This is a genomic window from Streptomyces nigra (assembly GCF_003074055.1).
GTDB lineage: Bacteria > Actinomycetota > Actinomycetes > Streptomycetales > Streptomycetaceae > Streptomyces > Streptomyces nigra.
Genome location: NZ_CP029043.1, coordinates 180,881 through 204,262, shown reverse-complemented (window position 1 = coordinate 204,262; position 23,382 = coordinate 180,881). Strand labels below are relative to the sequence as shown.

Annotated in this window: 14 protein-coding genes and 2 pseudogenes; 11 read left to right on the top strand and 5 right to left on the bottom strand. The window is 70.9% G+C overall.

What is annotated here, in order from left to right; all coding sequences use genetic code 11:
* The first annotated feature begins 9 nt into the window (after positions 1-9).
* Both DC008_RS00950 and DC008_RS00945 read left to right on the top strand, forming a co-directional pair.
* A complete protein-coding gene (locus DC008_RS00950) occupies positions 10-1,287 on the top strand; it encodes an MFS transporter (protein WP_108705244.1) in 1,278 nt (425 codons plus the stop codon).
* A 536-nt stretch (positions 1,288-1,823) separates the two neighbouring features.
* Complete coding sequence (locus DC008_RS00945) at positions 1,824-5,540, top strand: S8 family serine peptidase (protein ID WP_244221308.1); 3,717 nt, start codon at positions 1,824-1,826, stop codon at positions 5,538-5,540.
* Between the two features lie 149 nt (positions 5,541-5,689).
* On the opposite strand, the gene DC008_RS00940 is transcribed toward DC008_RS00945, so the two are convergent.
* A complete protein-coding gene (locus DC008_RS00940; RefSeq protein ID WP_108705243.1) occupies positions 5,690-6,175 on the bottom strand; it encodes a winged helix-turn-helix transcriptional regulator in 486 nt (161 codons plus the stop codon).
* A gap of 270 nt (positions 6,176-6,445) precedes the next feature.
* On the opposite strand from DC008_RS00940, the gene DC008_RS00935 reads away from it, so the two are divergent.
* The 3 genes from DC008_RS00935 to DC008_RS00925 all read left to right on the top strand — a co-directional run bounded on the left by DC008_RS00935 (position 6,446) and on the right by DC008_RS00925 (position 12,773).
* Complete coding sequence (locus tag DC008_RS00935; RefSeq protein ID WP_108705242.1) at positions 6,446-7,264, top strand: enoyl-CoA hydratase/isomerase family protein; 819 nt, start codon at positions 6,446-6,448, stop codon at positions 7,262-7,264.
* Between the two features lie 1,026 nt (positions 7,265-8,290).
* Complete coding sequence (locus DC008_RS00930) at positions 8,291-11,842, top strand: S8 family peptidase (protein WP_341867263.1); 3,552 nt, start codon at positions 8,291-8,293, stop codon at positions 11,840-11,842.
* Between the two features lie 286 nt (positions 11,843-12,128).
* The gene (locus DC008_RS00925; RefSeq protein ID WP_108710501.1) at positions 12,129-12,773 is read left to right on the top strand and encodes a DsbA family oxidoreductase; all 645 of its coding nucleotides are present in this window, start codon (positions 12,129-12,131) and stop codon (positions 12,771-12,773) included.
* A gap of 110 nt (positions 12,774-12,883) precedes the next feature.
* On the opposite strand, the gene DC008_RS00920 is transcribed toward DC008_RS00925, so the two are convergent.
* The gene (locus DC008_RS00920) at positions 12,884-13,732 is read right to left on the bottom strand and encodes an alpha/beta fold hydrolase (protein WP_108705240.1); all 849 of its coding nucleotides are present in this window, start codon (positions 13,730-13,732) and stop codon (positions 12,884-12,886) included.
* 210 nt (positions 13,733-13,942) lie between these two features.
* On the opposite strand from DC008_RS00920, the gene DC008_RS00915 reads away from it, so the two are divergent.
* Complete coding sequence (locus DC008_RS00915; protein ID WP_108705239.1) at positions 13,943-14,434, top strand: MarR family winged helix-turn-helix transcriptional regulator; 492 nt, start codon at positions 13,943-13,945, stop codon at positions 14,432-14,434.
* A gap of 89 nt (positions 14,435-14,523) precedes the next feature.
* On the opposite strand, the gene DC008_RS00910 is transcribed toward DC008_RS00915, so the two are convergent.
* Positions 14,524-15,372: a prephenate dehydratase gene (locus DC008_RS00910; RefSeq protein ID WP_108705238.1), complete on the bottom strand. Its 849-nt coding sequence runs from the start codon at positions 15,370-15,372 to the stop codon at positions 14,524-14,526.
* Positions 15,373-15,651: 279 nt separating this feature from the next.
* Entirely contained in the window at positions 15,652-16,365 is a 714-nt protein-coding gene (locus DC008_RS00905) for an SDR family NAD(P)-dependent oxidoreductase (protein ID WP_108705237.1), read from the bottom strand.
* A gap of 541 nt (positions 16,366-16,906) precedes the next feature.
* Here DC008_RS00905 and wrbA point away from each other — a divergent pair.
* Positions 16,907-17,515, top strand: a pseudogene (gene wrbA / locus DC008_RS00900) (NAD(P)H:quinone oxidoreductase); the annotation flags it as partial.
* A gap of 832 nt (positions 17,516-18,347) precedes the next feature.
* The gene (locus DC008_RS00895; RefSeq protein WP_108705235.1) at positions 18,348-20,267 is read left to right on the top strand and encodes an N-acetylmuramoyl-L-alanine amidase; all 1,920 of its coding nucleotides are present in this window, start codon (positions 18,348-18,350) and stop codon (positions 20,265-20,267) included.
* Between the two features lie 133 nt (positions 20,268-20,400).
* Here the strand turns inward: DC008_RS00895 and DC008_RS00890 are convergent, their stop codons facing one another.
* The gene (locus DC008_RS00890; protein WP_108705234.1) at positions 20,401-21,021 is read right to left on the bottom strand and encodes a TetR/AcrR family transcriptional regulator; all 621 of its coding nucleotides are present in this window, start codon (positions 21,019-21,021) and stop codon (positions 20,401-20,403) included.
* A 205-nt stretch (positions 21,022-21,226) separates the two neighbouring features.
* Between DC008_RS00890 and DC008_RS00885 the strand changes: the two are divergent.
* From DC008_RS00885 to DC008_RS00875, 3 genes and pseudogenes are all read left to right on the top strand, one after another.
* Positions 21,227-21,808, top strand: a pseudogene (locus DC008_RS00885) (YbfB/YjiJ family MFS transporter); the annotation flags it as partial.
* 110 nt (positions 21,809-21,918) lie between these two features.
* A complete protein-coding gene (locus tag DC008_RS00880; RefSeq protein WP_108705233.1) occupies positions 21,919-22,713 on the top strand; it encodes a hypothetical protein in 795 nt (264 codons plus the stop codon).
* Positions 22,714-22,718: 5 nt separating this feature from the next.
* Positions 22,719-23,366: a DedA family protein gene (locus DC008_RS00875; RefSeq protein WP_108705232.1), complete on the top strand. Its 648-nt coding sequence runs from the start codon at positions 22,719-22,721 to the stop codon at positions 23,364-23,366.
* The last annotated feature ends 16 nt before the right edge of the window (positions 23,367-23,382 follow it).

The following is a 23,382-nucleotide window of genomic DNA, read 5'->3' as shown; positions in this document are numbered from 1 at the left end:
GAGGACCCCATGACCAGCGCAGCGACCCGCCCAGGCGTCAAACGAGGGACCATACCGGTCTTCGCCACGGCGACCGCGATCACCGTCTCCAACATCTACTTCACCCAGCCACTCCTGGACGAGATCGCCCACACCTTCCACACCTCGGCCTCCACCGCCGGGCTGGTGGCTACCCTGGGGCAGATCGGCTACGCGCTGGGCATCGTCACCGTCGTACCGCTCGCCGACGGCGCACGACTTCGCCGGCTGTCCTCCCTGCTGCTGGCGATCACCACCGTCGGCCTCCTCGCGGGCGCCTTCGCTCCCTCGGTCGCCCTCCTCGGCGCGGCCGCTCTCGTGCTCTCCGCCGGCACGGTGCTGCCGCAGGTCATCATGCCGACCGTCGTGTCCTTGGCCTCGGCCGGCAACGCGGGCCGCGTCCTGGCGGCCGTGGGGACGGGGCTGACCCTGGGTGCCCTGCTCTCCCGGACCGCCGCCGGTCTCATCGCCGAGGCCACCGGGACCTGGCGAGCCGGGTTCGTGGTCGCCGCCGTGGCCACCGGCGCCCTGCTCCTGGTGCTCCCGCGCTACATGCCGGCCGACACCCCGGCACCGGACCGGGAGAAGGTGAGCTACGGCCGTCTGCTTGCCTCCCTGCCCCGGCTGATCGTCCGGAACGCCTCCCTGCGTGTCTCCGCCGCGCTGGGAGGTACCGTCTTCGCGGCCTTCTCCGCCTTCTGGTCGTCGCTGGCCTTCCACCTGACCGCGCCCCCGATCGCGCTGGGGCCCGCGGTGATCGGGCTGTTCGGCCTCTTCAGCGTTCCGGGCGCGCTGGCCGCCCGGTACTCGGGACGGCTGACCGACCGTTTCGGGCCGCTCACGGTCAACGTCATGGCGCTCACGTCGGCGGCGCTCGCCTTCGTGCTGTTCGGGGTCGCCGGCCGGTCGCTGATCGCCCTGGCCGTCGGCTGCAACCTCCTCGGCTACGCCACGACGAGCGGTCAGATCGCCAACCAGGCCCGCATCTTCGCCGCAGGGCCCGCCCTGAGGGCGCGTCTCAACACCGTCTACATCTTCTCGGTGTTCGCGGGCGGTGCCACCGGCTCCGCGATCGCCGCACTGTCCTTCTCGGCGTTCGGATGGGCGGGTGTGGTGGGGACCGGTCTGGGCTTCCTGGCGCTCGCGGCGGCCGTACTGGCCTGGCACAGCGCGCGCGCCGGCCGCGGGCCCGCCGGTGGGACCGTCGCGCCGGCGGACGCCAGGCACGCGCCGGCCGACAGCGTCCGGCTTGCCGCCGGCCGGCGGTAAGGGCTGTCCCGTCATTCCCGGCGGGCGCGCGACGCCGACTACCGCACCTCGCCGTGTTGTCGGGCCGTCCGCATACATCCGGTATGCGGACGGCCCGCCGCCTTGCGATGCCCCGCATCTGACGCCGCGCGCTGATCCACCGGGAATGACGGGACAGCCCTAAGCGAGGACCCTGCGCTCGACAGCCGGGGGCAGGCGGCGGCGCAGGGCTCAACGATCCGGCCCGTGGCGCTCGCGCTGGTCGACGGGGCCGATCCTTTTCCCGATTATTGCTATGTCAAGTAAATGTTTTTCTTGCCTATTGCCGGGTGCTGTGATGTGACCCTGGCCGTGACAGGGGGTGGAGTGGGACGACTTGGGTCGGCGGGGGTTGCTGGATTCTCATCCCCTTGACTTGGCAATCATGTTCCTCTTGGATGACGGCGCGTCACTTGATGAAACAGATAGTTTCAGGAGCAAGTAAGTGCTGACGATTATTCACGCGTCAGTCGCACGACTTGCACCGAGTAGGCCAATGCGCGTCAGAGGGAGTCGCTTTGCCCAACCTTCCCGTCCCGAGACCGGGCCCGGTCGCGTTCATCGCGGCCATGGTCCTGAGCCTCGGGGTCCTGCCGGTCACCGGAGCGCTTCCCGCGCTCCCGGCCGCCGCTCGCCCCGCCGCCCCGCAGGGGGCCGGTGAGGCCGGTGGCACGCACACCGTCACACTGATCACCGGCGACGAGGTCTCGGTCGCCTTTTCGCGGGGGAGGACCACCGTCCGGTCCGTCAAGCCCTCGGGCCGGGGGACGGCCCGGACGACCGGCTATCACACGGTGGTCACGCACGGAGAGACATACGTGTTTCCGGCGTCCGCTCTGCCCTACATCTCTTCGGGCCGGCTGGACAAGCAGCTGTTCAACGTGACGCGACTGATCGCGGACGGCTACGACGACGCGCACACCGACAGACTTCCGCTGATCGTGCGCTACACCGGCGACACCGCCGAGGCCCGCGGCACGGTCAAGCTGGCCGGCTCCACCACCGTGCGACGGCTGGACAGCATCAAGAGCGCGGCCGTCACGGAGAAGCGGGCGCAGGCCTCGGCGTTCTGGTCCGCACTCACCACCGGCCCCGGTGCGACGCCCGCCTCCTCGAAACCGGCCTTCTCCGGCGGCGTCGCGAAGGTGTGGCTCGACGGCCGGGTGACCGCGGACCTGGCCGACTCGACCGCCCAGATCGGCGCTCCGCGGGTATGGGAGCGGGGCAATACCGGCAAGGGCGTCAAGGTGGCGGTCCTCGACAGCGGCGCGGACCTGCAACACCCGGATCTCGTCGGGCAGGTGGACGGCACCGCGACCTTCGTCCCCACCGACGAGGACGTGACCGACACGGTCGGCCACGGCACCCACGTCGCCTCGACGGTCGCCGGCACCGGCGCCGCCTCCGGCGGCCGGGAGCGGGGCGTCGCCCCCGGCGCACGCCTGTCGATCGGCAAGGTCCTCAACCCCCGGGGGCAGGGGCAGCAGTCCTGGATCATCGCCGGGATGGAGTGGGCCGCCCGGGAGGAACGCGCCAAGGTCATCAGCATGAGCCTGGGCGGCCAGGGCGACGGCACCGACCCCCTGAGCCAGGCGGTCGACGACCTCAGCGCCGAGACCGGAGCCCTGTTCGTGGTCGCCGCCGGCAACTCCGGCCCGGGGGCCCACTCCATCGGCAGTCCCGGCGCCGCGGACGCCGCACTGACCGTGGGCGCGGTCGACTCCTCGGACCGTCTCGCCGACTTCTCCAGCCGGGGCCCTCGGTTCGGCGACGACGGGCTGAAGCCCGAGGTGACCGCGCCGGGTGTCGGCATCCTGGCCGCCCGCTCCCAGGACAGTTCCGAGGGCACGGGCCCCTACACGACGATGAGCGGCACGTCGATGGCCACCCCCCACGTCGCCGGAGCCGCCGCCCTGCTGGCCGCCGCCCACCCGGACTGGACCGGTGAGCGGTTGAAGCAGGCGCTCGTCAGCAGCGCCAGGGCCACCGGTTCCTACACCCCGTACGAGGCCGGCGCGGGGCGCGTCGACGCCGAGGCAGCGGTACGCGCGAGCGTCTTCGCCACGGCGAGCGCCTTCGGTGGCTTCCACTCCTGGCCCACGGCACCCGACCGGACCGACGTGCGGACGGTGACGTACACCAACACCGGCGACACCGAGGTCGGCCTGGACCTGGCGGTCGACGCCCGTGTCGCAGCCGACGCGTTCACCCTGTCCGAGCGTCGGGTCACCGTGCCCGCGCACGGAACCCGGTCGGTCGAACTCACCACGGCCCTCGCCCGCATACCCGCCGACAGGCCGGTCAGCGGCATGCTCGTCGCGACCGACGGCACCGGTGACGTCAGGGCCCGGACGCTGATCGGTGCCTCACGGGAAGGGGAGCGGCACGATCTGACGATCGTCGCCAAGGACCGGTCCGGTCAGCCGATCACCGGCGCGTCCGTTCTCCTGTCCACGCAGAATCTGTGGTCGTCCGCGACGCTCGACGGCTCCGGCAGAGCCACCCTGCGTGTCCCGCCGGGCGAGTACGGTGGATGGCTCTTCGCCACCGTCACCGGGGCCAACGGTCCGCACGCCCGCGGGCTCGCCCTGCTCAGCTTCCAGAACACAAAGGTGGACCGGGACCGCACCGTCACCCTCGACGGACGTGCGCTGCGGCAGGTGCGGGCGGACGTGCCCCAGGCCGCCACCCGCGTGTTGTCGCGGCTGGACGTGGCGCAGAAGTACGGTGACAGCTTCGTGTCGACCGTGCTGATGCCCGACGAAACCCACGACAGCATCTGGGCGCTGCCCTCCGCCCGCCAGGACGGTGCGGGCTTCACCTTCGGTGCCCGCTTCCGCCTGGAGCAACCGGCATTGACCCTGGCCTCGCGGTCGCGTGTCTTCGACGAGATCATGACCAAGCGGGGCGTCGCACCGCTGGCGGCCGGCCCCCACCGGCTCAAGGCCGTCTACGGCGGCGGGGGATCGGCCGCTGAACTCGCCGCGGCAGGGGTGCGCGGCAAGGCCGTGGTCGTCCGCCGCAGCGACGGCCTCACCCCCCTGGAGCAGGCGTCGGCCGCCGCGGAGGCGGGCGCACGGCTGGTGGTGATCGTCCATGACGGTGTCGGCCGGCTGCTCCCCACCCCCGACGGGATCACCGACCCCGCCCCCGCCCCGCTCTCGATGGCCACGCTCGACGCCGACCAGGGGGCCGGTCTCCTCGCCGCAGTGCGGCGAGGCGGTGAGACCCTCACCGTGACCTCGAACCCCACCACCGACTACCTCTACGACGTGGTGCGGCACTGGACCGGCGGTGTCCCGGCCGATCCGGCATGGCGGGAGCGGAGGCACGATCTCGTCCCCGTCGAGGTGTCGTTCCGCAACCACCGCCAGGGGGACGCGTACGAGTTCCGCTCGGACGAGCAGGGTTTCTCGGGCATCTGGGTGCCTCTGCCGGCCCCCGCGCGGGGCAACCGGACGGACTGGCTCAGCGCCGACATTCCGTGGCAGGACTACGCGGGCATCCTCGGTGAGATGAGTCAGCAGTCGCAGGAGTTCACGACGTACCGCCGCGGCACCACCGGACGGGTGTCCTGGTTCGGACCCGTCCAGCGGCCCCGGATGGGACCGCTCGGCTCCACGCCCGCCCGCTACGGCGACACCATGTGGCTGCCGGCGCCGGGATGGGGCGACTCGGGAGCCGGGCACATCGGTGACGCCCACGGCAACTTCGACGTCAAGAACCTGATGACCCTGTACCAGGGGGACCGCGAACTCGACCAGGGCAACATCGAGAAGCTGCTGCCGTCCGGGCTGGCCCCGCAACGGCTGCCGTACCGGCTCGTCGTCGACAACGACCGGGGGAGGTGGGCCAGTCCCTACTCGCGGCACACTCTGACCGAGTGGAACTTCACCTCCCAGGAGACCGACGCCGAGACGACGCTGCCGCTGATCCAGCTGGACTACGGCGTGCGCACCGACTCGGCGGGCCGCGCCGACCGCCACGGACACCTCACCGTGACCGCCTCGCACCTTCGCGGCGTGACCGGCGCCGTCGGAAAGCCGACCGTCGAGCTGTCGTACGACGACGGTGCGACCTGGCGGCGTGCCGATCTCGAACGCCGGGGCGACGGATGGCGGACGACGCTGCGCGCGCCGAAGCGGGCGACGTTCGTCACCGTGCGGGTCGTCGCCGAGGACGACGACGGCAACAGCGTCTCCCAGACCCTCGTCCGCGCCTTCGGACTGCGCTGACGCACGACGGGTGACGGCAGGGGCGGGACCGTGGCATGCGGTCCCGCCCCTGTCTCATGAGCCGCGGAGGACGTCACCCCGTCGGGCTCGTGCCACGCGCAGGCGGCATTCCCGGTGTTGGAAGTCGCCGGGTCCGCCGCCTTCGCGGGTCAGGCTGTGGGCGGGGCGGTGCCGTCCGCGACCGGGGCGCCGAGGTCGACGTCGTCGATCGGCGCCTCCACTCCGTGCTCGTCCACGAAGGCGACACGCAGGGCCTGTCCGCTCGTACGGCTGCCTCGGCGCACCAAGGGGCCCTCGGGGTGCGGACAGTGCTGGTCACCCCACTGCTGCAGGGCGCCGAAGAGCACGACGAGTTCCCGCCCGGCCGGGGTCAGGTGGTAGGCCATCCGGGAGCGGGCTCCGGCCTCGCGGTAGGGACGCTTCTCCAGTACACCGCCCTCCACCAGGACGCCGAGCCGCTGGGTGAGGACGTCGCTCGCCACGTGCAGCCGCTCCTTGAACTCCGAGAAGCGGGTCTCGCCGTTGAGCGCCTCACGCAGGATCAGCAGGTTCCAGCGGTCTCCGACGATCTCCAGGGCGCGGCCGATCGAGCAACGTGTCTCTCCTGCGGCCGTCTCACGACTTCTCCTCGGCATGTGACCAGTCTACCTCTGGGACGTCTTTTCAAATTCAGGTGCTAGATTTGAAATCAGGTTCCAGCTGGGCCGGTCGCGAGCGGCTGCCCGGCTCGACGTCGGCCGGCGTCCGCCGGGCTGTCCCACGACCGGTGACCGCTCTCCGTGCGTGGCCCCGTCCGGGCCCGACAGCGAGCCGCGGGGGAGTCACCCACGCGGGCCGTTGCGGCCGTCAACCCCTCAAGCACCCACCCGCGTGCCGCGGCCCGCGACCACCCCAGGAGACCCCTCATGAGCGCCTTCGAACAGTTCGCCGTCGACGAGATCAGCCCCTCCTACTGGCGGGTGACCTTCTCCAACGGCGAGATCAACCTGATCGACCCGGACACCATCGAGCAGCTCGCCGAGCTGATCACCCGCATCGAGGAGGCGCCCGACCTGACGGCCGTCGTCTTCCGCAGCGCCAACCCGGACTTCTTCATGGCGCACTGGGACATGCGGACCGACCGCTCCCGTGTCGCCGCCATGAAGCCCGCTCCGTCCGGACTGCATCCGTTCGCGGACAACCTGTACCGGCTCGCCAAGGTCCCCGCCGCCACCATCACCGAGATCAACGGCCGTGCCCGCGGCGCGGGGAGCGAGTTCGCCCTGGCGACGGACATCCGTTTCGCCGGACCGGGTGCGATCCTCGGGCAGTTCGAGGTGGGCGTCGGATCGGTGCCGGGCGGCAACCCCACCGGCCGGCTCCCGCGCCTCCTGGGCCGTGGACGCGCCCTGGAGATCCTGCTGGGCGGCGACGACTTCCCCGCCGAACTCGCAGCGGCGTACGGCTACGTGAACCGCGTTCTGGCCGAGGACGAACTGGAGCGGTTCGTCGACCGTTTCGCCAGGCGCGTCGCGGGCTTCGACAAGGTCGCCGTCGCCCGGACCAAGTCCCTGGTCGACGTCGAGTCGCTGCCGACGGCCGAGTCGTACGGGGCCAGCCTCCAGGCCTTCTTCCAGACCTCCGGACGTCCCGAGAACGCCCATCGGGTCCGCTCGCTGTTCGAGCGCGGCCTCCAGCGCCCCGACGGTGTGGAGCTCGATCTCGGCCGGCGCCTGGCCGACTGAACAGCGGCCTCGCGTCCCCTCGGCACCTGTCGGCAGTTCCGATGCAGGGTGCGCGTGACCCGGTCGCCGTGTGTCGCCTCGGCAGACCGACGGCTCCTCCGGGGATACCACCCGATCACGGGGCCGCGGCCTGACGCGGTGACGTCGGCGTGCACGTCCTCGCATCGCGAGGGCGTGCAGCGCCCGGCCGCGCTCGGCGTACACCATGCCCGCCGGCCGCCCGGGTCGGCGGATGCAGGACGTGGGACGTGTGGTCGCAGCGCGGCTCCGGCGGACGGGATCGGGCCGTGCGGCAGGTGATGCGCCCAGCGGCCCCCGCGTGTGCCCGGCCGGGTGCAGGGGAGCGGGGCCGCCGGGCCGGTCGAGCGTGGCCGTGGCAGGCAACGCCTGCGGACGCAGAACGGGCCCGTGCGCGGTGCCTGTGGTCACGGGCTGCGGGGCCGGCTGACGTGCACGCCGTATCCCTGCGCTCCGATGCTGCGAAAGCCCCCCGCCCTGGCGCTGCGCTCCGCCCGGTGGACGAGGGCTGCACCTCTCGCACAGCCGGATCTTCCGCTGTCGGCCCGGACGCCCCGCTCAGACGGAGGTGAAGCAGTGGCTGACGCAGCGTCAAATCTGTTTTCTTGAGTCTCATTTCGAGGTGGTGTACGTTCCATGAAACTTGACGTGAGAAGTACTGTCTACTTTTAATTCCCCATTTTGATTGCCTTCTGGGCTTCACTATGCAGTGGGTGAAGGGTGTTCCAAGGAATGCTGAGACCTCGCACGATGGCGGCGCTATCAACGGGATTGGTGTTGATCGCCGGAGTGACCCCCGCGGCCTTCGCGGCGGAGAGGACGGAGACCGGCGAGGCTGTGCCTGCCGCCACCGGCCGACCCGGAACACACACGGCGACCGTACGTCTGGTCACCGGGGACCGTGTGAGCCTGACCTCTTTTCCTGACGGCCGGCACACCGTGGCGGTGCACCCCGCGCCCGGGCGGGATCACATCCCCTTCAAGACACTCGAGGGTGATGACAAGACGGTGAGCGTGGTGCCGTTCGACGCCGAGCTGCTGGTGGCGGCCGGTGTCCTGGACCGGCGGCTGTTCAACGTGTCGGGCCTCGTCGCGGACGGCTTCGACGAGGCCCACGGCTCCGGCCTTCCCCTGATCGTCTCCTCGAAGCCGGTGCCGCCGCGTGACGGAGCACGTGTCGACGCACGAGCCGCGAAGGCCGCCGCGGCGACCGCCGACCGCCTCGTCGCCCTGAACAGGCCGACGAGGCCGTCCCGCGACCTGACGAGCATCGACGCACGCTCCGCCCTGATCGCCGGCAAGGACCTGGGCACCTTCTGGAAGACCCTCAACCCCGGCGGGGGGAAGCCGGACACGGCACGGACGGCCGTCACCCCGCGCATCCTCCTGGACGCCAGGGTGGAGGCCGCGCTGGACCGCAGCACGGCCCAGATCAACGCCCCCGCGGCCTGGAAGGCCGGCTACGAGGGCCAGGGCGTCAAGGTGGCGGTGCTGGACACGGGCGCCGACGCGCGCCACCCCGACCTGGCCGGGCGTATCGCGGTGGCCAAGGACTTCTCCGGCAGCGGCAACACGGACGACCACTTCGGGCACGGCACCCACGTCGCGTCCATCGTGGGCGGCACCGGCGCCGCGTCCGGCGGCACCCGGAAGGGCGTCGCGCCGAAGGCGGAACTGCTGATCGGAAAGGTGCTCGACGACGACGGCTACGGCTCTGAGTCCGGCATCATCGACGGCATGGAGTGGGCCGTCGACGCCCATGCCAAGGTCGTCAACATGAGTCTGGGAGCGGACGGTGACGCCGACGGCACCGACCCCATGAGCCAGGCCCTGAACACCCTGACGGCCCTCACGGGCACGCTCTTCGTCGTCGCGGCGGGGAACACGGGCCCGGGCCAGACGACGATCGGCACACCGGGCGCCGCCGACGCCGCGCTGACCGTCGGAGCCGTCGACCGGGACGACTCCCTCGCGTCCTTCTCCAGTCGCGGACCGCGCTACGGCGACGGGGCCGTCAAGCCCGATGTGACCGCACCGGGCGTCGGCATCGTCGCCGCCCGCGCGAGCGGCACCACCCTGGGCGACCCGGTCGACAGCCACTACGTCTCGTTGTCCGGGACGTCCATGGCCACGCCGCACGTGGCCGGCGCCGCCGCCCTGCTGGTCCAGCAGCACCCGAACTGGTCGGCGCAGGAGCTGAAGGACGCGCTGACCAGTACCGCCTCCACGGTGGCCGGCACCGGCGTGACCGAGCAGGGAGGCGGCCGCATCGACCTGGCCGCGGCCGCGGGTCCGGTCACCGCCACCGGTTCCCTGGCCCTCGCCCCGATGTCCGTGGGCGGCGACCAGGAGCAGGGGCAGGCCACCGTCCGCTACACCAACACCGGCGACCGCCCCGTCACCCTGTCGCTCGGCCTCGAACTGGCCACCGGCGACGGACGCGCCCTCGCCGAAGGCGTGGTCGCTGTCGGTGCGACCACGGTCCACATCGCACCCGGCGCCACGAGCGAGGTGCCCCTGCACACCGACCCGGCCGGGGCGGCGCGGGGCCGCTATTACGGTTACCTGACCGCCACGTCGGCCGACGGCGCCGTCGCCGTGCACACGACCCTCTCCCTCCAGGTGCACGCCCCCGTGCACAAGCTGAGGGTGGTCTACCGCGACAGGACCGGTCAGGTCGTCCCGGGCTGGCTCGGGACCATCTTCGGCGCGGACGGTTTCGTGGAGTACACCGACCGTGAGGCCGGAGTCGCCCTCGTGGAGGAGGGAACGTACTACGTGAGCAGCCAGTTCACCGACTACGCGGCGGACGGCGCCTCCGAGATCGGCAACGTCGTCGCTCCCGAGGTGAAGGTCACCGACGACACCACGGTCACGCTGACCGCGGCCGAGGTCACCGAGGCGCGGTTCCGCACCCCGCGTCCGGCCGAGCGCCAGGGCGTCCTCTGCCCGACGTACTACCGCAGGATCGACGGCAAGAACCTCTTCCAGACCGTCGCGGTCTTCGGAGGAGACCGCTTCTACACCAACGCCACCGCCCCGGTCACCGACGGCGCCTTCGAGTTCTCCGTACGCACGCAGCTGGTCGCTCCGCAGCTTCGGGCCCTGGCCTCCGGCGGCACGGCGGGGTTCCGGCCGTACTACGAGGAGCTCTCACCCGTCTTCGGCGACCGGGGCGCACGGCTCACCGCCGTGTCCGCCGGTACGGCCCAGGCGCCCGACTTCCGCGGCACCCGAGGGAAGTTGGCCGTGCTCCGGGACGACGAGTCCAGCGGCTACGACAACGCCGCGCTCGCCCGGGCCGCCGAGTCCGCCGGAGCCGAGGCCGTGCTGCTGGTGCTGCCCGACCGGTTCCCGGTGTGGACCCAGTGGCGACCGACGGGTGAGCGGATGGCACTGCCCTTCGTGCGGGCCTCCTCGACCGACGGCACCGCCCTGCTCAAGCGCATGGCACAGGGCAGGACGACGGTGGCCTTCACCGGCACGATGCGCAGCCCGTACCTGTACGACGTGATGGGCGTGTGGAAGAACGCGATTCCCGAGCACCCGCGCTACACCGTGTCGGAGCGCAACACGGCGGTGGTCCGCGCCACTTACCACCGCACCGGCGCCTCGGAGTGGGCGAGCGAACAGCGTTTCGCCTGGCGGCCCTACCAGGCCACCGCATGGGGCCAGTGGACCCGCTTCGTGCCGGTGGGCCAGGACCGCGTCGAGTACGTCAGTGCCGAGGCCGGCACACAGTGGCAGCACGCCGTGCAGTACAAGGTCGTCGAGACCACCGACCACCCGCTGCAGGGCGGCATGCACGACGACCCGCACACGTATCGGCCCCGTCAGCACACCTCGGAGCAATGGTTCGGGGCAGTCGTCCGCCCCTCCATTCCCCGTGGCGGGCACCAGCCGTCGGTGCGCGAGGGCAACACCCTGTCCATCTACGTGCCGGAGTTCAACGACGGCACCAGGCACTGGTCGTTCGCCGAACGCGGTGGTTTCGGCGACACCTCCGCGGATACGGCGACAGCCGTGCTGTACCGCGACGGACAGCAACTGGCACGGTCCGAGAACGGCGCCTGGGGCGCGTTCGAGGTCCCCGCGGGCGAGGCCGCCTACCGGCTGGACCTGACGACGAAGCGCGTCTCGGAGCAGTGGCTCTTCGGCACAGGGACCCACACCTCGTGGACGTTCCGCTCCGGCACCACGGCTGAGCCCACTCCCCTGACACTGCTCCAGCTCGACTACGACGTGCCGGTCGACGCGCAGAACGCGGTGGGCCGGTCCCGGACACACAGGGTCGGACTGAGCGTCCGTACGCAGGACGGCATGGCCGCCCCGCGGGGCGTCTCGCTCAAGGTGGAGGCGTCCTACGACGACGGGCGCACCTGGAGCACCGCGCGCACCACGCCGCAAGGGCACGACAGCCGCTTCACCTCCGTGGTGGAGCGCCCGGCGCGTCTGCGTCAGGACGCCTTCGTCACCCTGCGGGTCACCGCGACCGATGCGCACGGCAACGGCGTGCGGCAGACAGTGACCCGCGCCTATCTCCACCGGGGAACCGAGTGAGCCGCCGGCCCGCTGTCGTGGACTGAGGCGATCGAGGGCGAGGGGTGCCGGAAGCGTCGACTTCCGGCACCCCTCCGCCGTGTCTACAGCGGCCTGAAGGAAGGCATAGCCTCTGACATGGCCTTTTGTTAGAAGACGGTCGGTCGTCTATTCTTCCTGGGGAGGCGCCGGTGAGTCACTCGGGACCAGGTCGTCACTCGCCACTGTGACCGGTCCGCGCGGGCGCCCTCGTCGTTCGGCGTCGGGCCCTTCACGCCCGCGGCCCCGTACAGAGAGAGACCAGATGATGCGTGTCGAGATGTGGACCGATGTCGCGTGCCCGTGGTGCTACGTCGGCAGGGAGCACTTCAAGAAGGGGCTCGCCGCGTTCGAGCACCGTGACCAGGTGGAGGTCGTCCACCGGTCCTTCGAGCTCAACCCCCGGGCCGAGAACGGCACGGTACCGATCATCGAAGCGGTCGCCGCGCAGTACGGCCGGACCCGGGAGCAGCAGGTCGCGCGGGAGGAACAGGCCGCGGCCATGGCGAACGCGGTGGGGCTGGAGTTTCGTATCGGCGGACGTGTCTTCGGCAACACCTTCGACGTGCACCGCCTCGCGCACTTCGCGGCCACCCGCGGACTCCAGGGCGCTTTCCTGGACCTCGCCTTCCGCGTCAACTTCGCGCAGGAGGCCTCGATCTACGACCGCGAGACCCTGGTGGGTGTGGCGGTCGAGGCGGGGCTGGCCGACGCGGAGGTGCGGAAGGTGCTCGACGACCCCGACGCCTTCGCCGACGAGGTGCGTGCCGACGAGCGACTCGCCGCGGAGCTGGGCGCCGGCGGCGTGCCCTTCTTCGTGCTGGAGCGGCGCTACGGCGTCAGCGGTGTCCAGTCGCCCGAGATGTTCACGCAGGCACTGGAGCAGGCGTGGGCGGACAGGGCCGCCGCCTGACCGACCGGCCGACGGGGTACGGCCGGTCCCCTCACGAGGGGACCGGCCGTACCCCGTCGGCCTGGAGCCAGTTGGTCTGACCCGGGTCCCGGCGACTACCTGACCAGGGCTCAGCGACCGGCAGTGGAGCGTGCGGCCTGCTCGATGATCCGGGTCACCGCGTCCGGGCGCGAGACCGTCACGGCGTGAGAAGCCTTGATCTCCGTGATGTGGGAGTGTGCCCGCTCGGCCATGAACCGCTGTGCGGCGGCCGGGATGTTGAGGTCCTGGGTGGTGACCAGGGTCCAGGACGGGATGGACTTCCAGGCGGAGTGGGTGGCCTGCTCCTCCAGGGCGGCGGCGGCCACGGGCCGCTGGGTCGCGGCCATCAGGTCGGTGACCCGGGTGGGGACGTCAGCGGCGAACTGGTCGTGGAACTTGTCCGCCTTGATGTAGAGGTCGTTGCCGGTGCCACCGCCGGGCAGCGTGAAGGGCACGGTGTTCAGGGTCGGGCCGAGCGTGCCGCCCGGGTACTTGTTGGACAGTTCCAGGGCGCTCTCGCCCTGGTCGGGGGCGAACGCGGCGATGTAGACCAGGGCCTTGACGTTCGGCTCGTTCTCGGCGGCCTCGGTGAGCACCGCCCCGCCGTAGGAGTGGCCGGCCAGCACGACGGGGCCCTGCACGCTCTTGAGGAAGCTCTTCAGGTAGTCGGCGTCGCTCTTGAGGCCCCGCAGCGGGTTGGCCGGGGCGACCACGGGATAACCGTCCTGCTTCAGGCGCTTGATGACGCCGTTCCAGCTGGAGGAGTCGGCGAACGCGCCGTGCACCAGGACGACGGTCGGCTTCTTCACCGGCGTGTGGTGCTTGGTCGTCGCGCCCGCGGAGGCGGTGACGGACAGGGCGAGCGCGGCGGCTCCGGTCAGGGCGCCGACGACGGCGGCGCGCTTGCGGGTGGGGCGGAAGACGGACGTGACCTTCATGGGAACTCCTCCAAGAATCAGGGTGGTTGTGCCGGGGTGGCCCCGGCCTGTCCCGCCTCGGTGGCGGCGACAGGAAGAAAGCTAGCGCGCAATTAACTTGTGCGCAAGTTAAGTGGAGGCGAGTGTATAGTGTTCCCTAGAAGGTGGGGCAATGTCCGGATTGCCGCATCCGAGAGGCGGTCTGCCGACCTGAGAGACAAGGACTGACAGATGAGCGACGAGGCGAACGCAGGCGAGCCGAACGATGTGCCGCCCATGCTGGACAAGCACCTGTGCTTCACCCTGTACGCGGCTTCCCGCGCGCTCACGGGCGCTTACCGGCCTCTGCTCGAGCCGCTGGGCCTGACCTATCCGCAGTATCTGGTCCTGGTCGCTCTCGGCGAGCACCGGACGGTGTCCGTCAAGGACCTGGTCGCGATCCTCCAGTTGGACTACGGCACGGTGACCCCGCTGATCAAACGTCTGGAGGTGAACGGCCTCTTGAAGCGGGAGCGCCGGGCCGATGACGAACGGGTGGTCCAGGTAGCGCTCACGGAGGAGGGCGTGGCGCTGCACCGGCGTCTCTCCAGCGTTCCGCCCGCGATCGGGGACGCGGTCGGGCTTGCGCCCGAGGAGATCGCCACCCTTCAGACCCTCGTGCGACGGCTGACTGTCAACGTCAACCGCCACAACGCCGGCACGACGCGGCAGCGGACGGCCTGAGCCGACCGTACGGCCGCCAGGACCGGACTCACCACCACCGGCTGAGGGCCGCCCCGCGTGGCGGGGCGGCCCTCAAGGGTGTCCTCGGGTCACCCGGCCGGCTCCCGCAGTCGGTGGGCGTGCGCCGGGTAGACCCCGAGGATGCGTACCTCGGACGTGAAGAAGCGCAGTTCCTGCAGGGCGAGGGCGACGCGTGGCTCGTCGGGGTGGCCCTCGATCTCGGTGTAGAAGCAGCTCGGGCTGAGGCCCGCGCCCATCTGGTAACTCTCGATCTTGGTGAGGTTCACACCGCCGCTGGCGAAACCACCGAGCGCCTTGTAGAGGGCGCTGGGAATGTTGCGTACGGCGAAGAAGAGACTCGTCATCGTCGGCTCGCCCGACAGCGGGGGAATGGCCGCCTCCCGGGACAGCACCACGAAACGCGTGGTGTTGTCGGGGTCGTCCTCGACTCCCTGTCGCAGTACTTCCAGGCCGTACTGCCGCGCCGCCGCGGGCGGGGCCAGGGCCGCGTGCCGGGGGTCGCCCAGCTCGGCCACCTCACGGGCGGCCCCCGCGGTGTCGTCGCTGACGAGCGTGCGCCAGCCGCCCTCCCGCAGCAGCTTTCGGCACTGTCCGAGCGCGTGCACATGGCTGCGTACGCACTCCACGTCGTCCAGCGACGTGCCGGGTACCGCCATGAGGTCGAAGTGGATGGCGAGGAAGAACTCCCCGACCACGAACAGCCCGGACTCGGGAAGCAGGTGGTGGACGTCCGCGACGCGTCCGGCGGCGGAGTTGTCCACCGGGATGACCGCCAGGTCGGCGGTCCCGAGTGTCACGGAGTCCAGGGCCTGCTCGAAGTTCGTGTGCGGCAGTTCGGCGGCACCGGGAAACAGACGCTGGACGGCGGTCGCCGAATTCGAGCCGGGTTCACCCTGATAGGCGACGGTCGTTGCCATGAGTCGCTTTCGGCCGAGGTACGGGAATCGGGCGCCGACGAACGGCGCCGGGTGAGACGGTAGACCGCGGAGGCGGTACACCGCTGCGCTGTCCACAACGAGAGACCGCACTGCCGGTGCCGACGCAGCTCGTCCCGGCGATGGTCCGCCTTCACGCCCGCGCACGACGCCGACACGGGCAAGGACGGCCTCGGCGACCCGCCGGCGTTCCGACGGCGGCGGGTCGCGCGTGTGTACGCCGGGAGCGGACGTCGAGGCCTTCCGGAGGGGTGTCGTTCGTCAGTGGCCGGCGTTCTGGCCGCCGTCGACGTGGAGGATCTCGCCGGTGACGAAGTGGGCGTTCTCCAGGTAGACGACCGCGTCGACGATGTCGCCGACCTCACCCATCCGGCCGACCGGGTGGAGCGCGGCGAACGCGGCGTGGTTCTCCTCGCTGTGCATCGGCGTCTTGATGATGCCGAGGGACACCGCGTTGCTGCGGATGCCCCGGGTCGCGTATTCGATGGCCAGCGCCTTGGTCGCCGACTGGAGGCCGCCCTTGGTCAGTGAGGCGAGAACCGAGTTGACGGAGGAGTTGGCGTGGTCGACCAGGCTGGTGGTGATCTGTACGACGTGGCCGCCGCCCTGACGGAGCATCTGCTCGACCGAGAGCTGGGTGAGGCGGAAGAAGCCGTCCAGGTTCACGCCCTTGACCGCGGCGTAGTCCTCCGGGGTGTACTCGGTGAACGGCTTGGCGATGAAGATGCCGGCGTTGTTGACCAGCGTGTCGATGCGGCCGAACCGTTTCATGGCGGCGCTCGCCACGCGCTCGGCGGTGGACGGGTCGGCGATGTCACCCTGCACCGTGACGATGTCCGCGTCCTCGGACGGCGTGATGGTGCGGGACGTGGCGACGACGGCGTGGCCGAGCTTGCGGTAGGCGTCGACCAGGCCGGCGCCGATGCCCTGCGACGCGCCGGTGATGACGGCGACCTTCTGGCCGGAGGTGGTCATGTGCTTGCTCCAAGGGAATCGAGCCGGGTTCTTCAGGACCTTCGAGCAAACTAGTCGACCGGTCGACAAATTTCAAAGTCGCGTGAGGGTTCTCGTGAACACGGGGCGCTTTGACGGGTGATGGGAGTCCCGGCCTATCAGGTGGGAACCAGCAGGTCGTACGCGTCCGGCGCGCCGCTGTCGCGGCGGGGACCTCTCCGTCGGCCGGAGTCGGTGCGAGTGCCCCTGCGTGGGCGGAGGTCATCGAGGCGGTCGCTAAGCCCTGCACTGCCGGAACCATCGGTCTCTTCACGGCACGGGCCGCGCCGCGAACGCGGCAGGCGGTACCACGGGGAGTGCGGGAGTGGCTGGCCGGTCGCCGTCGTGCCCGAGTGGGCGTCATCGGTGGTCCGCACGTGTGTTCCAGCCGACAGTGCCGCATGTCATCCGATGCTCTTTGACGCGGTCCAGGGTGGACGTCTACCGTGAAATAGGCGACCGGTCGTCTTGTTGAGTGTTCCGTCGCCGCCCCCTGTCGAACACCGAACGGAGATCGCCGATCATGTCCCTTCCCGTCAAGCTCGCAGTCGTCTTCTACTCCTCCACCGGCACCATCACGGAGATCGCCAAGGAACTCCACGACGCCGGTGTCAAGGCGGGCGCCGACGTGCGACTGCTCAGGGTCGCCGAACTCGCTCCCCGAGCGGCCATCGACTCCAACCCCGCCTGGGCCGCCAACCACGCCGCCACCGCGAACCTCCCCGAGGCCACACCCGAGGACATCGAATGGGCGGACGCCGTCATCTTCGGCACCCCCACCCGCTTCGGCAACGTCTCCTCCCAGCTCAAGCAGTTCATCGACACCCTCGGCGGCCTGTGGGCCCAGGGCAAGCTCGCCGACAAGGTCTACAGCGGCTTCGTCTCCACCGCCACGGCCCACGCCGGCCACGAGTCCACGCTGCTCGCCCTGTACAACTCCGTCCACCACTTCGGCGGCATCGTCGTCAGCCCCGGCTTCACCGACCCCGCCAAGTTCACCGACGGCAACCCCTACGGCACCTCCCACGCCGACGGCCAGGGCACCAACCCCGTCGACACCACCACCCGCACCGCCGCCCGCATCCAAGCCGAACGCGTCGTGCGGATGGCGGCGAAGCTCAAGGCGGCCGCCGAAGCCGAGCTCCTCGCGGAGGCCGAGTTCCGTGCCGGGGTCGAGCCCAGCGCCGGGGCCGAATCGGTCGCCGAGGCCGCGCCCCACATGGCACAGAAGAGCCTGCGGCGCTGGTGGCAGCGCCGTCGTTAGCACGACGTGTTCGCCATCCCCGATCGTCCCGCTCGGTCCGCCGCACGGCGGACCGAGCGGGACATCCATGTGCCGTGTCGACACACCCTGACCCGAGGCCCCGCGACGGTGTGGACTGACAACCCCTGGTGCTGTGGTCAGGTTTGTGGAACGGAGGTGGGCAGAGGTGGCGTTCGCCCGCCGTTACAGCAACCTACACAGGGCCTGCACATCGCCGTCCGAACCCTCCCCGGCTGAGCGACGTGTGAGCGCATCTCAGGAATCACCGCAGATGAAATGACGTGTCGGTCTGACGGAGAGAGGTCCCGGCGCGGCCTCTGAGACACATACCCGTAGGTCGGTGACACTCACACTGGCCGAGGTCGGTGGTTGATTCACGTAATGTACCCGTGAAACCGGAAGCCGACCGGGGTTCGCGACACCTGTGATCAGCGGGATGTGCGGCCACGGGTTGTGCCGGGATCTTTCCTTGAGGCGGATCGCCCCGGGGGCTGGTCGCGCCACGGTGCCGGGAGGGAAGCCCACGGCGTGGTGACCGGCGGCGGCCTTACAAGGCCCGCTCGCCGGTCGCGAACGTGGGCGGCGCGGTGCCTGTGCCCTCGGGCGTGTTGATGCCCGCTGCCCCGCCCTCTTCGGCGATGTGGTCGCGACGCACGCACCGACGACCGCCCACCCCCGATTCCTCGTAAGGATCAGCGTCTTGCACAAAAGAAAGAAACGTCTGCGTCTCCCCGGCGTGATCGCGGCGGGTGCTCTGGCCGTGGGCGGCCTGGCCACCGCGCACTTCTCCGCACTCGCCGACACGCCCGACGCCTCGCGGCAGCAGGAGTTCGCCTCGGCGGCCGCCGAGTACGACGTCCCCGTCAGCGTGCTGCTCGGTGTGGCGTACCAGGAGTCCGGCTGGGACGCCCATGGTGAGCATCCCAGCGCAGGGGGCGGTTACGGCCCCATGCACCTCACCGATGTCACACCGGCCATGATGGCCGGTGGCGACGCGGGCGCGGCCGGGCGCGGCGACCTCGCCTCCCTGGCGGCCGACCCGGCCCTTCACACCCTCCGCGCCGCGGCGAAGCTGACCGGGCTGCCGGAGGACACCCTCCGCCGGGACCCCGCCGCGAACATCCGCGGCGGCGCGGCGCTCCTCGCCTCGTACCAGGCGAAGGTGACCGGTGACACGCCCGCCGACGCCTCCGAGTGGTACGGCGCCGTGGCCCGTTACAGCCAGTCGACGCACAAGCAGGGCGCGCAGGTCTTCGCCGACCGCGTCTACAGGACCATCGCCAAGGGCGCCGCCGCGGTGACGAGCGACGGCGACCGCGTCCGGCTGGAGGCGGAGCCCTCGGTTCGTCCCAGGACCGCACAGGTGGACCGGCTGCACCTGAAGGCGTCGAAGACCGCCGCCACCGAGTGTCCGTCGCTCGTGCAGTGCACGTTCGTAGCGGGTTCCCCGGCCGGTGTGCAGGTCGCCGATCGACCCGCCAACGGCATCAGGATCGACACCATCGTCATCCATGACCTGGAGGCCTCCTACGAGGCCGGCGTCAACGGCCTGGCCCAGCCGACCAACCCCGCGGCGACGCACTACGTGATGCGGTCGTCCGACGGCGCGGTGACGCAGATGGTGCCGACCAAGGACATCGCCTTCCACGCCGGCAACTACTCCACGAACCTGCACTCCATAGGCATAGAGCACGAGGGCTACGCCGCGCAGGGCGCCGCGTGGTACACCGAGGCGCAGTACGAGGCCACCGCCGACCTGGTGAAGTACTTGGCGGCGCGGTTCGACATACCCCTGGACCGGCAGCACATCCTGGGTCATGACAACGTTGTCGGCCCCGCCGACGCCTACGTGTCGGGCATGCACTGGGACCCGGGCAACGGCTGGGACTGGGGCCACTTCATGCGGCTGCTGGACCGGCCGATCAGCGGGTTGCACGCGGTACCCCCCACGGGTTCGGTGGTCACGATCGCTCCGACGTTCGCCGACAACGTGCAGACCGTGAACATCTGCCCGGCGGACGACCCGACCGGCGCCATCACAGCCTGCACGGACAAGCAGCAGGCGTCGAACTTCGTCTATCTGCGCACCGCGCCCGACGCCGGCGCTCCGCTCTTCGGCGACCAGGCGATCCACGGCACGGGCGCCGGCACGAACCGGATCAACGACTGGGGCAGCACCGCCCAGGCCGGCCAGCAGTTCGTCGTCGCCGACGTCCAAGGCGACTGGACGGCCATCTGGTACAGCGGGGCGAAGGTCTGGTTCCACAACCCCGGTGGCAAGAACGCCAGGACGGCGACGGGCGTGAAGATCATCCGGCCGGCCGGCAGCACCCCGGTGGCGGTCTACGGTCAGAGCTACCCGGACGCGGCCGAGTACCCGGCCGGTCTGAGCCCGTCGAAGCAGGCCCCGCTCAGCATGTACAGCGTCCCGGCGGGCCAGGCGTACGTCGCCACCCGGGCGCCGGCCGTCACCGACGACTACTTCAAGAGCAGCGGGACGGTCGTGTTCGGCGGCAAGAAGATGTACACGGTCCAGTACAACCACCGTGTCGCGCTGGTCTACGCGAACGACGTCACGGCCACGCCCGTGACGAAGCACTGGGAGGACGGCGGGGAGTAGACGCCGCGTCCTCGGCGGTCCTGCCCCGGAGCGAGATGCCGGGACAGGACCCCACTCCCCGAAGAGTCGAGGCCGGTGCGGGGAGCGCTGTTCCCCGCACCGGCGAAGGGGACGATCCTCTCCGGGGCCGGTCTCATGCGCGTACGGCGAGAGCCTCGCGGTCGACGGCGCCCAGGAGTGCCAGGCAGCTCGGCCAGAGGCTGTGCAGCTGGGCGGGGTTGTTGTACAACTTGGCGAAGAGCACCAGCCCTTCGAGTTGGGCGACCACGGACCGGGCGGCCTCCCTGGTGTCGGACAGCGCCAGCTCGCCGCGATCCCGAGCCTCGGTGATCACCGCGTCGACCATGTCCACCTCGGTCTCGAAGATCTCCTGAAGCCGCATGCGTATGGCATCGGCCTGGTTGCTCATCTCCAGGGAGAGGTTCCCGAACATGCAGCCCAGGACCGCCCCGTAGCTGCCCTGGTCGGTCCGCTGCCGTTCTTCCGTGGCCTCCAGCAGCCGTCGCAGCCGGGGCAGGGGATCGCCGTCGCCGTGCAGGATGCGCTCCCAGTCGCGCCGCTCGGCGGCCCAGTGCGCGTCGATCACCGCGAGTACGAGGGCCTCCTTGGATTCGAAGAAGTAGTAGAAACTTCCCTTGGGCACCCCGGCCGCGTTGCAGATCTCGGCAACGCCCAGGGCTGAGTAGCCCCGCTGTTCCAGTAGTGACTCAGCCGCGGTGAGAATCTTCGCCTTTGCATCACTTGTTCGCCCCATATCACTAGTATACGACCGATCGTCTACTCGCGTGGAGACTGTGGTCGACTGTGCTGTGGCAGGGCCTTCACCAGCGCGAATGGATGCATCAGGCTCCCAGGGGAAAGGAACCGTCCTTCATTCGCCCGGCGGGACCGGCGCAGTCCGTCCTCATGGGAAGCAGGCGGAACATCAAGGCGGCGGCTCCTGGAAGCAGCCGTGACCCGTCATCGCCGGCACGTTCCTGGTGGCGGCGATCGACCAGACCTCGCCCGGGTGGATCGGCGGCGGCGCGTGGGTGCTGGTCGGGCCGGCGGCGATCCCGTCCGCGGCGCTGCGGGCCGGGCTCGGTCGCCGCTGGTCCCGACCGGACCTGCTGCCGGCCGCCCTCGGTGTGCAGGCCGTGGGTATCGCCCTGCCGGCACTGGTCGGGGGAGTGGCGGCCGCGTTGATCTCGGCCGTGCTGTTCGGCTCCACGTTCATCGGCGTGAGAACACTCGCGCTGGGGGCGGGCACGCACCCGCGCTTCGCGCGTGCCGTGGCCCTGCTGACTGCCGGCTACTCGGTCGGGCAGATCCTCGGCCCGCGGGTGGCGAGTCCTCTTCTGCGGCACGGTTACCACCGGGCGCTGCCCCTGGTGGCCGTCGTGGTGCTGGCCGCGGCGCTCGCCGCCTTCCTGCTGCGTGTCGGGTTCCCGCACACGTTGCAGGAAGCCCACCCCCCACGGGCAGGTGCCGAGGTCTCCGTGGCGGCTGGGGCGTCGTCCGGTCCCTCGTCGCCGCAGGCCGGGGCGGCCGCCGAAGCCTGAGCGACCGGTTGCCTCCATGTGTGCGCTGCCACACGGCGCCGAACTCGCTTGCTTGACGCAGCAAGTAATGATTATGCTTGTTTCGTCAATCAAGTTAAGGGGGGCTCGACGTGGACACCCACACCACCACGACGCCGGACTCCGCGGCCGAGGGAACGGTCCTTCCGCTCCGCGGAGGTCGCGCCGAGGTCGCACGCGGCACGCATCTGAACGCAATCCTGCGGCAGTTGGCCACCGGAGCGGCGGCGATCGCGATGCTGCACGCAGCCGTCCTGGGCGTCTTCTCCCACGGCGAGCCGTACCCCGATCTCGCATGGCTGAGCACAGGGGAGGTGACGACCTCTCTCTATGTGCTGCTGCCCTGGCCTCTGACCGCGCTGGTCCTGCTGTGGCTCGCGAACCAGCGGCCGGCGCTCTACGCCCACGCCGCGGTCGCGTTGCTGCTGACCGGCGCGGCCGGGCTTGCGTACGCCGGCTGGACGACCTTCGGAGACCTCCCGGCGCACGAAGGCGGTCTGCTGCGGGAGTACCTGGCACTGCCCGGCGCTCTGACCGGCTGGTATCTGCTGACGGCCGTGGCGACGGCGGTCGCCCTCCCCTCACCCCGTGCTCGGATCGCCGTGGTGACGACGGGTGCGGGTGCCGGCATGACATCCGTCCTCACCTCCGCCGATCCCCTGCGCGCCGCCCTGTTCGCGGCGGGAGTGCCGATGCTGGCTTGGTGGGTCGCGGGTCGCTTCCCGGGATACCGACCGGAGCCCCGTCGGCCGCAGGCTGACGCCTGGGACCCGCAGGACCGGGTGATCCCCGCACGAACTCGGACCCGGACGAGGAGCCACACGCGGACCCGGGTGCCACTCCGGGTCCCCGCCCGGCCCACCGCGCCGACGCGGCATGCGGGCTGAAGGCCATGCACCTCGACGCCGTCGTCGAGGCGGCCGGATGGTGGTCGTACGCCCTGGTGTTCGCCCTGACGGCCGCCGAGACCAGTGCCTTCGTCGGGCTGCTGGTGCCGGGGGAGACGGCCGTCCTGCTCGCGGCGGCGGTCACCGGCCATGGCGGACTGAACATCGCGCTGCTGGCGGCCGTCGTGGTCGCGGGCGCCGTCACCGGTGACAACCTCGGCTACGCCCTGGGCCGCCGGTGCGCGAAGCACCCCGGCCACCGCTGGACGCCCAGGATCCCGGGACGCCACCGCGACGGACGGCTACGGGCCTTCCTCGCCGACCACAGTGGTGCGGCCGTGTTCACCGGCAAGTTCATCGGCTTCGCCCGCACGTTCCTGCCCTACCTCGCCGGCTCGTCGGGCATGCGGTACCGGCGCTTCGTCCTCTTCAGCACCGCCGCGTCACTGGTCTGGGGCACGGGCACGGTCCTGGTCGGCCACTTCGCCGGCTCCGCCGCGATCGAAGTGCTCCACAGGGCCGGCGCGATCGGCGTCGCGGCGCTCGCCGTCGTGCTCGCCGCCGCCCTCGCCGCCTTGCGGATCCGGGCGCGCCGCGGACGGCACCCCATCGGTTCGGCCGTCGTGGCGTCCGGCGGCCCACGGCATCGGTGACCGCGACAGGACGCCG

Coding starts and splice junctions, on each gene's coding strand:
- DC008_RS00950 (WP_108705244.1), top strand. CDS start 10: ATGACCAGCGCAGCGACCCGCCCAGGCGTCAAACGAGGGACCATACCG.
- DC008_RS00940 (WP_108705243.1), bottom strand. CDS start 6,175: ATGCCGAGGAGAAGTCGTGAGACGGCCGCAGGAGAGACACGTTGCTCG.
- DC008_RS00935 (WP_108705242.1), top strand. CDS start 6,446: ATGAGCGCCTTCGAACAGTTCGCCGTCGACGAGATCAGCCCCTCCTAC.
- DC008_RS00925 (WP_108710501.1), top strand. CDS start 12,129: ATGCGTGTCGAGATGTGGACCGATGTCGCGTGCCCGTGGTGCTACGTC.
- DC008_RS00920 (WP_108705240.1), bottom strand. CDS start 13,732: ATGAAGGTCACGTCCGTCTTCCGCCCCACCCGCAAGCGCGCCGCCGTC.
- DC008_RS00915 (WP_108705239.1), top strand. CDS start 13,943: ATGAGCGACGAGGCGAACGCAGGCGAGCCGAACGATGTGCCGCCCATG.
- DC008_RS00910 (WP_108705238.1), bottom strand. CDS start 15,372: ATGGCAACGACCGTCGCCTATCAGGGTGAACCCGGCTCGAATTCGGCG.
- DC008_RS00905 (WP_108705237.1), bottom strand. CDS start 16,365: ATGACCACCTCCGGCCAGAAGGTCGCCGTCATCACCGGCGCGTCGCAG.
- DC008_RS00890 (WP_108705234.1), bottom strand. CDS start 21,021: ATGGGGCGAACAAGTGATGCAAAGGCGAAGATTCTCACCGCGGCTGAG.
- DC008_RS00875 (WP_108705232.1), top strand. CDS start 22,719: ATGCACCTCGACGCCGTCGTCGAGGCGGCCGGATGGTGGTCGTACGCC.